We start from the raw sequence: 13,525 nt of genomic DNA, 5'->3' as shown, positions 1-13,525 counted from the left end.
GGTAAATCCACTGTAAACTGTCTGTTCATCCGTAAATTATGGTTGACAAAAAAATGTATTTATGCTATAATTTACATATAAAAATATTCCGTATATAATAAGATTCTCCTGGCCAGGGGAATCTTATTTTTGTTTGTACGGGAGGAATAAGTATGAAGCAAAATGAATCCAGTATCACATCATTGATTTCGACTTTTGGCCGAGCCTATCACAGCCAACATGACACACCCCTCATTTTCGATGATTTTATGGCGAAATTGCTGATCTCTCCTCAAGAGTTTTCAGATATCAGCAATAACATGGTTAGAGGCATTCATTTTTTCAACCCGGATATGGCTCACAAGCTCAAGGACGACCCGGAAAAGGTTCTAAAATGGATTACCCAGGTACAGTTATCTCCAATAACTCTGGCTCGGGCCGCTTACTGTGAGCATGTACTTTTGCATGAAGTCGCGTTGGGATTGAAGCAGGTAGTCATTCTTGGCGCCGGGATGGATACGTTTGCTTTGAGGCATCCGGAATTGGAGGACACGCTGGATATCATTGAAGTGGATTATCCGGCTACACAGCAATTCAAGAAAGAGCGGCTGAATCAGGCCGAGCTGACTATTCCGGACAATCTTCACTTTGTACCCATGGATTTTACGCGTGAGCTTTCGAATGACAGTTTGACTATTGAAGGTTTGAAGAAACGGAAGACGTTGGCTAGTCTCTTGGGTGTTTCGTATTATTTGTCCCAAAATGATCTGTTTAACGTGATTCGTCATGTGTTTGCGAACCTGCCAACCGGAAGCTCTATAGTTCTGGATTATGCAGATGAGCACCTTTTTGAGGAAAAAGGAATGTTTAATCGGGTTGAAAATATGGTTAAATTGGCTGCAATGGGTGGTGAGCCGATGCAATCCGGGTACGCATATGCGGAGATGGAGGCCTTGCTTGATGAAGCGGGATTGCTGATCTATGAGCATCTGACTCCGGAGGCAATTCAGGAACAGTTTTTCCAGGATCGAACCGATCATCTAAGGGCATTTGAAACGATACATTTTATTCACGCGGTAAAAAAATAAATCGATCCGGGCATACAGGGTTACCTAGATAGCCCACATTTGCATAGCAACGACCAACCTTCATCCTGAGTCAGGGTGAGGGTTGTTTGGTTTGAACGAAGGATCAACGTAGACCATGATTCGGTAGTCAATAACTTCGCATGTGATACAAATGTTCAACAATCAGACTTGTTAGGGTGCAATTCCATGTCATTCAATGTCCTCCCCTCTATTTGTGCATAATGCCCATATAATAGAATGGAACTGGTTAAAGGCAGGAGGATGCATACGATGTACAAGGTTTTGCTGGTTGATGATGAATTTATGATCTCGGACGGGATCTCCAGTGTGGTGAACTGGTCCAGATTAGGAACAGAACTGATCGGCATTGCTCAAGATGGATTGGAAGCGCTTGCTTCAATTGAGCGGCAACGCCCGGATATCATCATCTCGGACATCCGCATGCCGGGAATGGATGGGTTACAGCTGGTTGAAGCTGTGGCAGAGAAGTATCAGCATATCTCGTTTATCATGCTCACGGGTTTTACGGAGTTCGAATATGCGAAAACGGCCATGCAGTATGGGGTGAAGCACTATTTGCTTAAGCCCTGCAGCGAGGAGCATCTTGTACAGGCTATCAGTGAATTGGTCAGTGAGAAGCGAGAGTTAACCGATCAGGAGCGTTTTGTGCAGTCGATCCAATATAATCTGGAGCGTGTACTGCCGCATGCCAAGGAATATTTTCTGAAAGAGCTAGTCACGAACAGAACATACGGGGTCAAGGAATGGAAGTATTTCGAGGAATTATTCGATGTACAGTTTCAGGATCAGCGTGTGCGGTTGCTGCTGGTAGAGATTGAGGGGGATCATGAGTATTTGCACTTGTTCGCGGTGAAGAACATTGCCGAAGATATTTTTCACAATCCAATATTAAGTGCCACGGTTGGAAGGCATGTGCTACTAATCATGGAGGACAAGTTGTCTGAAACGCAGTTGTTCCATAATATCGATGAGATTCGCGCCACATTTACCCGATATTATCATGATGATCTCACGATAGCGCTAAGCGAGCCAGGAGACCTTTCGCAGGCACGCCATTTGTACATGCAGACGCTGGTTTATCTCAATTACCGCTTTTACCTCGGTGAGGGCAGTCTCATTATGGAACGGGATATTTACTCTCCCGGAGAACGCATTCTTCCTGAATTCGAATACGATCCGGAGCGGATGGTTACTGCAATCAAGGCGGGACACTGGCAGGAAGTTGGATCAGAGCTGAACCGGATGTTTCAGCTGCTTGCCAGCTTGCGATACGATATATCCCAAACGAAGTCCTATCTTATTCAGATGTTTATGGAGATGATTCGACTCAGTGGCTCTGCCGAGATGAAAAGGTATATGGACCAGTTGCCAGGCATGATTGAATCCAGCACCCTGCATTCTTTTCAACAGTTTCTACTTGCCGTTGCCAAAGAAATCACCTTGCGCCGCTATGATCAACATCGCTCCAGACAATCGCAGATGGTAGGCAGTGTGAAACAGTTGGTAGAGAAACGGTACAAGGACGAGACATTAACACTCCAGTCCATCGCCGGGGAAATATACATGAATCCAGACTACATCGGCAAAATGTTCAAAAAAGAAACTGGTGAGAAATTTACGAACTATGTGCTAAGCTACCGCATCCGTAAAGCGTTGGAGCTTCTGGAGCAGGACGGGAACTGCACTGTATCCTCGCTTGCCGAGCAGACAGGGTTTGGTGCCAACTGGCCGTATTTCAGCAAAATGTTCAAGAAATACACGGGTTTCTCCCCTTCCGAGTATAAAAAAGTACCTTAAGACAGCGTTGCTACCGGCTTCTACAGCATTGAACTAAACATTTACACGAAAACGGAGAGGACAGAAATAACACGAAGAAGCGGAGCGTTCGCATTTATCCCCGGATTTTCCCTTTAGAAAAGGGAATCATAAAAATCTGGGGATAACAGCGATCAGAGGGTTGTTCTGTCATCGGAGTGGCAAGTGTAAATATTCTTTAGCTCGATTTATATAGATAGCAACCTCTACATCTAATCTGTGATCGGGCCCTGTACGCCATTCATCGGCGGCAGGGTCTTTTTTTGTCGGACGGAACTCGGTTTTGAACATCCATTTATCGGAAATGAGCATGGGAAGAAAAGGCGCTCGCTTCTATCATTAGAAGTGTCATGTTAGTGAATGAACATCGAGAGTGGAGGTTGAGTGGATGGAGCTGAATCGAAGCCGGGGGATTGAACCTGGGCGTTTGAAGCCAGCTGGCAAATGGAGTTCGGTGAAAAAGGAACTTGTCCGCAACAGATACGTTTATCTGATGCTCGTTCCTGTGGTAGCCTACTATCTGATTTTCAGCTATGGGCCAATGTACGGGCTACTGATGGCATTTCAGGAATCCTACAACCCGATCAAAGGAATCTTGGCAGGGGAATGGGTCGGATTTGACAACTTCACCATGTTTTTTGAAAGTTATTATTTCTGGCGACTGATTAAGAACACACTGATTTTAAGTTTTTACAGTATTGTGTTTGGTTTCCCGGCTCCGATTCTACTAGCACTGCTACTGAATGAAGTCCGGAAGAAGTGGTTCAGAGGTGCAGTACAGACCATCAGTTATATGCCGCATTTTATTTCGGTTGTCGTCGTGGTTGGAATGTTGAAAACGTTCTCATCTTTGGACGGTGGCTTATTTAACGTCATTCGTGACTTTTTCGATCTGCAGCCAATTATGTTTTTGGCGGAAAAAGATATGTTCCGTCCGATGTACATTCTGTCCAACATATGGCAGGGCGCAGGCTGGGCCTCGATTATCTTTTTGGCAGCACTAAGTGGTATTGATCCTCAGTTGTATGAGGCTTCCAAAATTGACGGCGCAGGTCGCTGGAGACAGCTGTTACATATTACACTGCCGGGCATTATGCCCACGATTGTGATCATGTTAATTCTGCGTATGGGGGCGGTCATGAATGCGGATTTTCAGAAAATATTGCTGATGCAAACAGCACCGACCTATGAGACATCGGATGTCATATCCACCTTTGTTTATCGATCCGGTATTTTGGAGGGGAACTATACGTATTCAACCGCCATCGGACTATTTAACGGCGTCATTAATTTCGCGCTGCTCATTATCGCAAACGCGATCAGCAGAAAGCTTAACTCAACCAGTCTATGGTAATCGGAAGGTGAAGCGATGAGACAGTCTATAGGGGAACGACTTTTTGATGTATTTAATACACTGCTGCTCTTGGTGATCATGGTTTTATGCTTGTACCCGATGCTGTACGTGTTCAATTCTTCAATCAGCGACCCGGACCAGATGCTGCGTTCCCGTTCACTGATGCTCATTCCTGAAGGTTTTCAGCTGGGAGCGTACAAGTCGGTATTTCAGGATACTCGCATCTATACGGGATATATGAACACCTTGTTCTATGTTGTGGTGGGTACCGCCATTAATCTGCTCATGACTTCACTGGCTGCATATGGGCTGTCACGCGGTGATCTGATGGGCAGAAAAACGCTGATGAAATTAATTACGTTCACGATGTTTTTCGGTGGGGGTATGATTCCAACTTTTCTGCTGATTCAGAATCTGGGCATGGTGGATACCCGTTTTGCGCTTATTATTCCGGGTGCGATCAGTACGTTCTATTTCCTCATTATGAAAACAAACTTTGAGGGCATTCCGATCAGTCTGATCGAATCGGCGAAGCTTGATGGTGCCAATGACTTTCTGATTCTGTTCCGGATTGTACTGCCTTTGTCAAAACCGATCCTGGCGGTCATGATGCTGTATTATGCGGTTGACCATTGGAATGATTATGTCGGACCTATGCTCTACCTGCGCAGTCAGGAGCTATATCCAATACAGATTATTATGCGTGATATTCTGATCAGCAGCAGTACAGAGGCCATGGGCGCTGGCGCCGATACCGGCTTTGCCATTGGGGAGAACATCAAATATGCGACTATTATTATCTCCACACTGCCGATCATGCTGGTATATCCGTTCATCCAACGTTATTTTGTTCAGGGCGCTCTAATCGGTGCTGTGAAACAATAAAAAATGTATCCTATGGAGGCGAATTACGTGAAAAAAAGAATGGGGTCCATCCTGTTGTCATCGCTACTTACCATGTCTTTACTGGCGGGCTGTACGGGTGATAATGAACCAGGTAACGCAGAGCCAGCAGAAGGAACAGAACCTGCGGTTCAGGCATTAACCGAGATTCCGCTACCGATTACAAGTGAGCCTTTTACCATTGACTACTGGCGCGCCAATGATGCCAAACTGACAGCTTCCTTGAACAATTTTGGCGATATGGCGGCTTATAAGGAAAAGGAGAAGCTGACGGGTATCCAAGTGAAGTTCACACATCCTCCGCTTGGACAACAGCGTGACCAGTTCAATCTGTTGATCTCCACGAAAGAGCTACCGGACGTCATTTATTATAACTGGGCGGATGCCGTTGGTGGACCAGAAAAAATGATCAAGGATGGTCGAATCATTCGATTGAATGAACTGATCGACAGTTATGCACCAAACTTAAAGCGGATTATTGAATCCGATCCGGATGTGAAAAAGCAGATTGCACTCGATGATGGCACGATCTATATGTTCCCGTTGCTGAAGCTGGATGCATTGAAGCTGAATGCCACTTCTGGTTTAATTATGCGCCAGGATTGGCTTGATGCATTAAATCTCAAGGTACCTACCAACATTGATGAGTGGTATACGGTGCTTAAGGCATTTAAGGAACAGGACCCTAACGGCAACGGCAAGACAGATGAGCTACCATTCACCGGAAACTGGGGACCGGGTAACCTGACCAAGCTCCATGATTTTGCCGCGGCATTTGGTGTAATTGGTGGTTTCCAGATGAATGGAGACAAGGTGGAATTCGGACCGATTCAGCCGGGCTACCGTGATTTCTTGGAGACCATGGCCAAGTGGTACAAAGAAGGGCTGATTGATCCCGAGATCATGACCAATGACGGTAAAGCTTTCGATTACAAGGTCACCAGCAATCTGGCAGGCGCATATCAGGGTGGTGTGTTCAGCGGCATGGGGAAATACTTCAATCTGATGAGAGATACGGATCCGAACTTTAACGTGACGGGTGTACCATGGCCTGTATCTCCGGATGGAACTTCGTATGCGACATTTAATCTGGACGCTAAAGTGTTGTCTTATGGTGAGGCTATTACGGCTTCCGCAGACGAAGACAAATTAAAATATATTGTTCAGTGGATGGACTACAACTATAGCGAAGAGGGTAGTGATCTGTTCAACTTTGGTATCGAAAATGAAAGCTATGTTCGTGACGGGGAAGGTGTCAAATTCACAGATACCATCATTAATAATCCGAACGGTCTAACGTATGACCAGGCACTGGCTTCCTATGCCTTATCCATTATGGACGGTCCAATCAATCAGGATAGTCGTTATCTGGATGCATTATTATTTGACGACGGACAGCGTGCGGCGAACGCGGAATGGATGAAAGCAAGCTCAGCATTAACGCTTCCTCCAATTCGTTTGTCAACAGATGAGGTGACCACAAGTACATCCATCATGAGTCAGGTGAATACGTATTTGAATGAAACGATGACTGCCATTATTAGCGGACAGAAGCCGATCACCGAATTTGACAAGATGGCCGAAACAATCAAGAGCATGGATATTGACCGGGCGATTGAGGTTCATCAGGCTGCGTATGATCGATATCAGTCTAAATAATACGTGAGAAATCGAGCGCTAAAACTTTGGGGAAACCTTCCTGTATGTGATATACCTAGTAGTATCACGTGGTTCAAAGGAGCGCTTTGGTCATGACAGCCTACCGCAAACTCAGCATCAAAATGAAAATGTTTCTGATGATTATGTTCATGATGGCGTTTGTCATCATTCTCGCGTTTGGGTCCTTGTATTATACGTACTCGGTGTATGACAAACAGCTGTTTGATAAGTCGTCCCGACTTCTGAACCTTTCTTCGTCTACAGTGGATGTTGAACTTCAGAAGTTGGAAGCGTTATCATTAAACATGATCTCCGATACGCAGATTCAAAGAGCCTTGAAGTCGTTGCTGGATGACGATAGCGCATATTCAAGCTTTATTGAACGAAAAAAGATCACGGATCGGTTATGGGAGCATATTAGTGGGGCTGCACGATATGTGCAGTCCGTTCATCTGATTGATTCCAGGGGAAGAGTCAATAAATATGGCGAGACACTAACCGTATCTCAGGAAAAATATGATCGGATGATTGCGGCTGCGGAGCAGGCCAATGGTGCAGTGCGCTGGTTATACCCGGATGACGATGACCCGATGCTGGTTATGGTGCGTCAAGTGCGAGCCTATGAACCGATGACCCTGGAACCGGTAGGAATACTGTTTCTGCGTATTAATATCGAGCGACTCGTCGAGGAGTATGCGGGCATCGATAGCCAGGACAGTGACATTATTTTAAAAGCAGGTAGTGATGTGGTGTATCCTTATCGCCAGCTTCCAGAAGCGGTGTCCGCCGGACTGAATCCACTTCCAGGCAGTGGGGGATATGAGATCAAGAATCTGGATGGGAGGGAGATATTTCTTTCCCAGAAGAAATCCGCATACACCGACTGGGTGTATTATAATATGGCCTCTTATGATGAAATTTTTGAACGTATTATATGGTTGAAAAATATACTGATCGTCGTTTATCTTATCGCCATTCTGGTTGTTCTCGCGCTTGGTATGGTGTTCGCACGAAGTCTGACAAGGCCGATCAGGCAGCTCATCAGTCAGATGAAGGAGGTTCAGTATGGGGATCTGGAGAATATAGACGCCAATCTGTCCATTCCAACGCACCAGCACATGGATGAACTGGGGTTACTACAGCGTACGTATCGACTGATGATTACACATATTAATACATTGATTAAAGAAAATTATGCAAGCCAGCTGGTCATTAAAGAAACGGAGTTCAAGGCGCTGCAGGCGCAGATCAATCCTCACTTTCTGTATAATGCGCTGGATTCGATCCATTGGCTCGCCAAAAAGAACAGGCAGGAGCAAATCTCCAGTATGGTGCTATCACTAGGATATTTGCTGCGTTCCTCCATCAGCTTCAAGCAAAATATCATTACCATTGCCGAAGAACTGGAGATCGTCAATCATTACATCACCATTCAGACCTACCGTTTCCGGCAACGGCTGGATTTCCGTATGGATGTGCCCGCTCCTTATCTGGGCTGTGCCATTCCCAAGTTGACCCTACAGCCACTACTGGAGAATGCCATTCAATACGGTTTGGAACCACAGGTTGGATCATGTCTGATTCGAGTGTATGCCGAGATATCAGGTGGCAAGCTGGCTCTTATCGTGGAGGATCACGGTCCCGGCATGGAACCCGAATATGTGGAACAGGTGCTGCTCGGTGAAGTGAAGACCAGAGGCACAGGTATTGGTCTACTGAATATCAGGGAGCGGGTACGTCTGGCTTTTGGCGAAGAATATGATGTTCTGCTGGAAAGTAAGCCGGGGCTTGGAACGAGAGTAACAGTGCTGCTGCCACCCCCATCACCAGGTAAGGAGGAGAAGTTATGGGAAGATGGATGCGAATGATAGGCATGCTCTGCCTTATGCTGACTCTTCCTGGCTGCGTGAACCAGTTTGATCAAAGGCCAGGCATGATTGTGGAAGAAGAGCCGATAACGCTGCGAATCGCTTGGTGGGGTGGGGAGTTCCGTAACAATGCAACGATAGCCGTTATCGACCTGTATGAGAAGTTGAATCCACATGTGAACATCGAATACGAATATAGCAGTTTCAATGAATACTGGAGAAAACTTGCCCCACATGCAGCAGGCAATGCGTTGCCCGACATTATCCAGATGGACATCTCCTATCTGTCCCAGTACAGTTCGCTGCAACTGTTGGAGGATATGACGCCGTACATGCAGAGCGGGCTGATTGACACGACAGATATTGAGAAGGAACAGCTGGAGAGTGGTAGCCTGAATGGAAAAACCTACGGTCTCAGCTTGGGGGTTAACGCCATGCTCAGCATCTATGATCCGGAAGTGTTAAAGGCCAATGACATTGAATTGCCAACGGATACGTGGACATGGGCGGATTTTGACCGGATGGGCGAACAATTGCTCGGGAAAGGCATCTATCTGGGAACCTATTTCACGCCGGAACAGTTTTTCGCGTATTACTTGAGACAGTATGGTTCCAAGCTATACGCCGAGGATGGCAAGAGATTGGGATATGAGGATGATGGGCTGTTTATTGAGTACTTTGGCAGGATGCAGAAGCTCGCGGAAAAGAAACTTATTTTTGCACCGGATATCTGGACATCAGACATTGGCCAGCCTGATAACGACCCGTTTTATCTGGGAGAGGCTTTGTTTAGCTGGGGGTATTCCAACCAATTTATCAGCACCGCTCAGCGTTATGGCAAACCCTTAACCATCTCCCCAATGCCTGGGCCAAACAGCCAGGATGGATTGTTCTTGAAGCCAGGCATGTTTTTCTCCATGGCGGGTAATTCCAGACATAAGGAGGAAGCTGCCAAGTTCATCAGCTTTTTTGTGAATGATTTGGATGCCAATCTGCTGCTCAAAGGGGAGCGGGGTGTGCCTGTCTCATCCAGTGTCAAAGCGCGGATGAAGCTGGTGGTTGAACCGGAGCTGGCGCAGGTGTTTGATTATATCGATTGGGTTGCGGATAACAGCACTCAGATGGACCCGCCTGATCCTGTAGGTGCGCCAGAGGTCACTGCGGTGTTACGTGAGTTGTACGATCTTCTACTGTTTGGCAAAATTACGCCTGAGCAGGCGGCGAAGGATTTCCGTGAGCGGGCGAACGCAATTCTGGGTGGGAAGTTATAAGAATGGACTAGATCATATATGTATTTAATGGGCTTGGGGCTGTTGTCGTTCACAAGCTCAACCTTCATTCTACTCGGGTGAGGGTTTTTGTTATGGAATGGTGTATATTTCCTCTAGTATAATGAAAATGGGTAGTTGTCCTATCTGTAGATTAGATAGATTCTATCCATATATTAATGGATGAGGAGTGTCAGGACATGTCCATACATCAGATAGGTCACAAGGTGTCTTTTGCCGATATGAAAACGAAGTTGCCTCAGGAGAGCTGGATGTACACTCAGAATGAAGCGCACAACGGTGAATTTGAAGCCGAGGAAGTATGGTTACATTCTGGTGATCTTCATATCAGTGAACTGTTGTTGGATGAAGGACCCTTTTTGATCTTAGTTGAAGGAAATCTGACAGTGGATCGTTATATTGGAAATACAAGTTCCGACGCGGCCAGTTCAAATCTGGTTGTACTTGGGAATCTCATAACGCCCTATATGATCGTGGGTGGGCAGGAAATATATATTACAGGTAATCTCTATGTGGAGGATATGTTCTGGGGTGATTATAACCATGGAGAATTGACAGTGAGAGGGAATGTAGAAGGTGGATTGCTGGTAAGTACCGATCAATATACGATTCAGGTTCAAGGACAGCGTAATGTGAAGCGTCAGCTTGAAGAATGGGAGGATCTCGGACCATGGCGGGGCTTTGACATGTTGGCGTTATTCGTTCCTGAATGTGTGATTGATGAAGATACAGAGCCGTTTCCTTGGCGAGAAGAAATGTTAAAGAGGCTGCAACAAGGACAACCTGTAATCAACCGAAAGTACATTCATGCTGATGAATCAGAGCCAGATGCGCCGGATTGGTTCGAAGATCATCGGATTACCGTTGAGAATATAGAGCGTCTTACTCATCCATCTTTGTTACCTGTAAGAGAGGAGGATGAGTTACTGAACAGCTATGAATTTTGGTTGGACGAGCAATTTTGCCGAGTATCGGTCTATGGAGATGAGCATACGGAGGGATATTTCCGTAGTCTGTATTTTCAGGATGACCACAATTGTGCATTGTTGCTTAAGATGGAGCCATCAGATCAAGGTTCCAACTCTCCTGATAAACATATCGTACAACCGGGTGAACCTGTCTGGATGATCTCAGGAGCATATCGTTATCTAAACAATGAGAAGTCGGAATGGAACGTATTATCGGAGAACTCACCTGCTGATATTCAGCAGTTAAGCGAGCAAGGATGGAGCACCTTGTTGCAGTCTGTATCGAATTATCAGTATGCCCGTTCCTTAATTTCGCACCAACTGATCCACGATTTATTAGCACTGCCTGTCGTGGAGCCATATGACGATTATTATGATGATGATCGGCACGGGCTGTGGATTGGAGAGTTATATTATGCATTTCGACAAGCAGGTCAGATGTCTGATGGTGTTCCCCAGCCAGCCATGCTACGTATTGGAAGAGAGTATGTGGATAAACAAGGGGAGACGCATGTGGAGAAATACTACTATACTCTGCATCAGCATGCGGACGGTACGGAAAGTGTGTTGATCGAATACTCGGCTCAGGATGACGAGGAAGAAGATCCATTGTTGCTTGAACTTCATTACATCGGCGGCTCTCAGTTACTGCATGCCGTTCACTTGCTGGTACATGGACGCAAAGTGCTCATTCAAGCGAATGAGGATTTACTGAATGGGGAGCTGCCTTACGCTGCTGAATCATTTGCAAAACGATTTTGGAAATCCAAAGGATACCTGAAATGAACAAAACAACCTTCCCCTCTATTACAAGAGGGAGGGTTGTTCTGTCATTGCATTTAACCAAACTGGGCTTGATGCAGTCGGCTGTACGAGCCTTTATGCGCGAGAAGTTCTTCATGACTTCCTTGTTCAGCAACGCTGCCGTTCTCCACGACTATGATGCGATCCGCGTGTCTTATGGTCGCCAGTCGATGGGCAATCACCAATGTTGTACGTCCCTGCGCCAGCTCGGATAAGGCCAGCTGAATGGCGGCTTCCGTCTCGGTATCGAGTGCGGATGTAGCTTCATCCAAAATGAGAATAGGTGGGTTTTTCAGGATCATTCTTGCGATGGACAACCGTTGCTTCTGTCCGCCGGACAATTTCACGCCACGTTCACCGATCATGGTATCGAGTCCATCTGGCTGGGACTGTACCAGCTCTTCCAGTTGGGCCCTGCGAATGGCTTGCCAGATTTCTTCATCGGAAGCATTCAGTTTGCCGTATGCAATATTTTCTCGAATCGTTCCATCAAACAGGAAAATATCCTGCTGCACAATCCCGATATGGGAGCGCAGTGATTCCAGCGTCATGTCCTTCACCGGAATGCCATCAATGGAGATATGTCCTACATCCACATCGTAGAAACGTGGGATCAGACTGGATAACGTCGTTTTACCTCCGCCCGAAGGTCCAACCAGAGCAACCGTCTGGCCTGCCTGGATATCCAGATTGACCTGAGACAGCGTAGGTTTGTGTTCTCCATAAGAAAAGGTAACGTTATGGAAAGCAATATCTCCTTTGACATCCGGAATCGGCTTCGCCTGTGGTGTATCTTCTACATCCGGTACAGCTTCAAGCAGCTCCAGGTAACGTCTGAATCCGGCGATGCCTTTAGGGTACGTCTCGATGACGGAGTTAATTTTCTCGATCGGTCCAAGGAATACATTGGATAGCATCACAAAAGCGATGAACTCCCCGTAAGTCATACTTCCTTGAATAACAAACCAGGTTCCGCACACGAGTACAAACAGCGATACAAATTTCATCAGGATAAAACTGAGTGAAGAGTTCCAGGCCATAATACGGTAGGTGATTAGTTTTGTAAGCCGGAAACGTTCGTTGTTCTCAACGAAACGTCCTACTTCATGTTTTTCATTGGCAAAAGCCTGTACCACACGGATGCCGCTCACATTGTTCTCTACTCGTGCGTTATAATCGGCGATATCCGCAAACATGCGCTTGAACGCCTTGGACATTTTGCGACTGAAATACAGCGACAGATAGATCATCAGCGGCACAATGATGAACGTCATCACAGCGAGCTGCCAGTTGATCCCCAACATAATCCCGAAAGCTCCGGCGAGTGTCATGAGGGCAATGAACAGGTCCTCGGGTCCATGATGCGCAATCTCACCAATATCCATCAGATCGTTGGTCATGCGGGAGACCAGATGCCCGGTCTTATTGTTATCGAAGAAGCGGAAGGACTGCTTCTGAACACGCTGGAACAGTTCACGCCGCATATCGGATTCGATGTTAATGCCGAGCTTGTGGCCCCAATAGGTCACTGCATAATGGAAAAAGGAACTGAGCAGGTAGATGCCGAGCAACCCGACACACGCCGCTAAGATCATGGACCAATTGCCAGCCGGAAGCAGTTGATCGACCACCCGGTTAACGGCGAGTGGAAAGGCCAGCTCCAGCAGCGCGGCAGCGATGGCACAGGAGAAGTCCAAGATAAAGAGTCTTTTGTAAGGACGATAATAAGACATAAAACGGCGAAGCATATGTAAGTCCTCCTCGATATCACACAAAT

Annotated in this window: 9 protein-coding genes; 8 read left to right on the top strand and 1 reads right to left on the bottom strand. The window is 46.4% G+C overall.

Annotation, left to right across the window (positions count from 1 at the left end; translation table 11 throughout):
* Positions 1–152 precede the first annotated feature (152 nt).
* From EL84_RS03655 to EL84_RS03620, 8 genes are all read left to right on the top strand, one after another.
* Positions 153–1,067, top strand: a complete 915-nt coding sequence (locus tag EL84_RS03655; protein WP_047840760.1) for a class I SAM-dependent methyltransferase — start codon at positions 153–155, stop codon at positions 1,065–1,067.
* A 270-nt stretch (positions 1,068–1,337) separates the two neighbouring features.
* Positions 1,338–2,885 carry a response regulator gene (locus tag EL84_RS03650; RefSeq protein ID WP_047840759.1) on the top strand — a complete coding sequence of 516 codons (1,548 nt, stop codon included), beginning with the start codon at positions 1,338–1,340 and terminating at the stop codon, positions 2,883–2,885.
* A gap of 511 nt (positions 2,886–3,396) precedes the next feature.
* Positions 3,397–4,257 carry an ABC transporter permease gene (locus EL84_RS03645; RefSeq protein WP_235193717.1) on the top strand — a complete coding sequence of 287 codons (861 nt, stop codon included), beginning with the start codon at positions 3,397–3,399 and terminating at the stop codon, positions 4,255–4,257.
* 15 nt (positions 4,258–4,272) lie between these two features.
* Complete coding sequence (locus EL84_RS03640; protein WP_047840758.1) at positions 4,273–5,142, top strand: carbohydrate ABC transporter permease; 870 nt, start codon at positions 4,273–4,275, stop codon at positions 5,140–5,142.
* Between the two features lie 27 nt (positions 5,143–5,169).
* Positions 5,170–6,819, top strand: a complete 1,650-nt coding sequence (locus EL84_RS03635) for an extracellular solute-binding protein (protein WP_047840757.1) — start codon at positions 5,170–5,172, stop codon at positions 6,817–6,819.
* A gap of 92 nt (positions 6,820–6,911) precedes the next feature.
* On the top strand, positions 6,912–8,687 hold the full coding sequence (locus EL84_RS03630) for a sensor histidine kinase (RefSeq protein ID WP_047840756.1): 1,776 nt from the start codon (positions 6,912–6,914) through the stop codon (positions 8,685–8,687).
* Positions 8,666–9,958 carry an ABC transporter substrate-binding protein gene (locus tag EL84_RS03625; RefSeq protein ID WP_047840755.1) on the top strand — a complete coding sequence of 431 codons (1,293 nt, stop codon included), beginning with the start codon at positions 8,666–8,668 and terminating at the stop codon, positions 9,956–9,958. The genes EL84_RS03630 and EL84_RS03625 overlap by 22 nt, the downstream gene beginning before the upstream one ends.
* Positions 9,959–10,155: 197 nt before the next feature.
* Positions 10,156–11,730 carry a hypothetical protein gene (locus tag EL84_RS03620; protein ID WP_047840754.1) on the top strand — a complete coding sequence of 525 codons (1,575 nt, stop codon included), beginning with the start codon at positions 10,156–10,158 and terminating at the stop codon, positions 11,728–11,730.
* Between the two features lie 53 nt (positions 11,731–11,783).
* Here the strand turns inward: EL84_RS03620 and EL84_RS03615 are convergent, their stop codons facing one another.
* Positions 11,784–13,496, bottom strand: coding sequence for an ABC transporter ATP-binding protein (locus EL84_RS03615; RefSeq protein ID WP_047840753.1), 1,713 nt, complete (start codon positions 13,494–13,496; stop codon positions 11,784–11,786).
* Positions 13,497–13,525 lie beyond the last annotated feature (29 nt).

Source organism: Paenibacillus sp. VT-400 (genome assembly GCF_001029205.1).
Lineage (GTDB): Bacteria > Bacillota > Bacilli > Paenibacillales > Paenibacillaceae > Paenibacillus > Paenibacillus amylolyticus.
The sequence above is the reverse complement of the archived record's forward strand: the minus strand, read 5'-3'. Positions and strand labels throughout refer to the sequence as shown.